This window comes from Marinimicrobium sp. UBA4509 (genome assembly GCF_002388575.1).
Lineage (GTDB): Bacteria > Pseudomonadota > Gammaproteobacteria > Pseudomonadales > Cellvibrionaceae > Marinimicrobium > Marinimicrobium koreense.
This window is the reverse complement of the sequence record NZ_DGMV01000060.1, coordinates 69,397-71,782: the sequence shown is the minus strand read 5'-3', so window position 1 is coordinate 71,782 and position 2,386 is coordinate 69,397. Positions and strand designations below refer to the sequence as shown.

Annotated in this window: 2 protein-coding genes; both read left to right on the top strand. The window is 56.9% G+C overall.

The genetic code is table 11. The annotated features are described in order from the left end of the window. The coding region (locus B3520_RS11665) for a beta-L-arabinofuranosidase domain-containing protein (protein WP_286876102.1) at positions 1-1,412 on the top strand (1,412 nt) is incomplete at its 5' end. 16 nt (positions 1,413-1,428) lie between these two features. Continuing rightward, positions 1,429-2,386: glycoside hydrolase family 97 N-terminal domain-containing protein (locus B3520_RS11660; RefSeq protein ID WP_286876101.1), on the top strand; the 958-nt coding region annotated here is incomplete at its 3' end.

Below are 2,386 nucleotides of genomic sequence, written 5' to 3'. Positions count from 1 at the left end.
CTATTATGGATGACCCGGTGCTGAAGGAAACCCGGCTGCCGTACGCGAGAAACTTCAAACTGTTGCAGCAGCAATCCGAGCCTGGGTTCTATCACGGCGCGGCCAAAGGTCAGTATTTTCTCTCGAAAAGAGAAACCTTCACCGAAGAGTGGGGCGACTACGTTGAACCCATCGCCATTACCTATTACACACTCGTGGATATTGGCAATATCTTGCTCTTTGAACCCGACGATGAGGCGCTAAAACAGCGTTTGCGCGATGGTGCCGAACGGCTGTTGGCCTGGCAGAAGCCTGGGGGAAACTGGGCGGTCGCCTATGATCATACCAGCGAAAAACCGCTGTTCACCGAGCTGGAAGACTTGCGTCCGACCTTTTACGGACTGGTGGTAGCGTATCGGATTCTCGGCGATGAGCGTTATCTACGTGCGGCACAGAACGGGGCGGACTGGTACATCCAGAACGCGGTCAATACGGGACATTTTCTGGGTGTGTGTGGGGACAATCGGTTTGTGCCTGACTTCGCTACCGGTCAAAGTGCGCAGGCGTTACTGGACCTCTATGAGCTGACTGACGAGACGCGCTATTTGGACGCCGCCAAGCGCGCGACACAGTTTTATACCCAGTCTATTTATACGCACCCGGTTCCGGACACGACAGGAAAAAACGTTCATGGCGTGGGTCGGGAGGATTGGGAGATCTCCCAGGTGGGGCTCAGCAACGAACATGGCGGGGGCATTGGCTCGGCCAATGACAACGGCCCCATTTTGTTGGCCAGCCACGCCGGACTGTTTGTACGGATGTACCAGCTCACTGGCGAAACATTGTACTTGCACATGGCGCGTGCCGCCGCGCTGGGCCGTGATGCCTTCGTCGACCCGGACACCAGCACCGTGTCGTACTACTGGCAGGCGATGGACGCGGGCCCCGGTGCTTTTCCGCATCACGCCTGGTGGCAGATTGGCTGGATCACCGACTATCTGCTCGCCGAAGCCGAGCTTCGCTCGGGCGGTCAAATACAGTTTCCCCGTGGCTTTGTGACACCGAAGGTCGGACCGCACCAAAGTTACGGCTTTGCACCCGGTTACGTCTATGGCACTCAGGCGTCTCTGATGCTTCGGCACGATAGTGTGAACAGCGATAATCCCTACGTCGATTTTTATATGGCGCTGTCCAACGACGGAAAACGCTTGTTTGTGTTTCTTCTGAACAATGACGATGAGCCGCAAACTGCGCAGGTGGAAGTAAATAACACACCATTGTTAGGCCGTGAAGCGATTCGAACCCAGTTCCTCGATCAGGATGGTGCGCCCTTGTCAGATCCGTCAACGACCCCACCCGCGACGGTCACCATTCCCGCTTATGGACTGCGCACGCTGGAACTGTCAGCGGACGATACCGCAAGCGCTAACTGAATTAGGAGAGTCTGTGATGATCTTAAAAAAGAGACAATACTTGACCTGGCTGCTGTGGCTTCCTTTCTGTGTACCGTGTCTGAGCAACGCGGAACATCCTGAAAGCACCGGGGTCTTGCTTGCCAGTCCGAGCGGGACTGTGCAGGGAGAGGTCTTTATGCAGGGTAGCCAGTTGTACTATCAGGTGGACTTCAATCGTCACCGCGTTATTCAGCCCTCCCCGCTGGGCATTACCGTGGAGGGGCAGTCGCTGGGCCGACATGCGTCGATTGAAAGCGTCGAGATAAAGCAGGTACATCATCAGTATCCAGTACTCGGTGTTCATTCGGTGGCGCACAACCATTACCGTGAGGCTATGATGACCCTGCAATCGCCTTCACAGGCACACTGGTATTTGCAGCTGCGGGCTTATAATGACGGCTTTGCCTACCGCTACGTGATTCCTCAATCAGACGCATCAACCGTTACTGTGAACGGCGAGCAGTCCAGCTGGACGCTGCCGGAGAACAGCGACGTGTGGTACTTCGAGCGTGACTCGGACTGGAAGCTGAAAACCTACGCGGGTGAATGGTTGAAAACCACTGTGAATGAACTCCCGGCGGTGTCGGCGAACGGGCCCGTGCAGGGGCCGCCACTTGTGGTAGAGCTTCCGGAGCACCAAGGGTACGCGGTACTGACCGAAGCGGCGCTCTATAACTACAGTGGCATGCGGTTGCGGGCTCTCGGCCAGCGCCGGGTCCAAGCGGATTTTACCGAGGGCGAGCGTGGGTTTTCCGTGGACACCGCGGACGGGGCGATGGATGGGGCGACAGTCACTCCGTGGCGAGTCACGATGTTAGGGGAAAACCTCGACGCACTGGTTAATTCGGATCTGATCACGAACCTCAACCCGGCACCGGATGAGTCACTGTTTGCCGAGACGGATTACATCAAACCCGGGCGTGCCGTCTGGCGCTGGTGGAGCCGGGAAACCG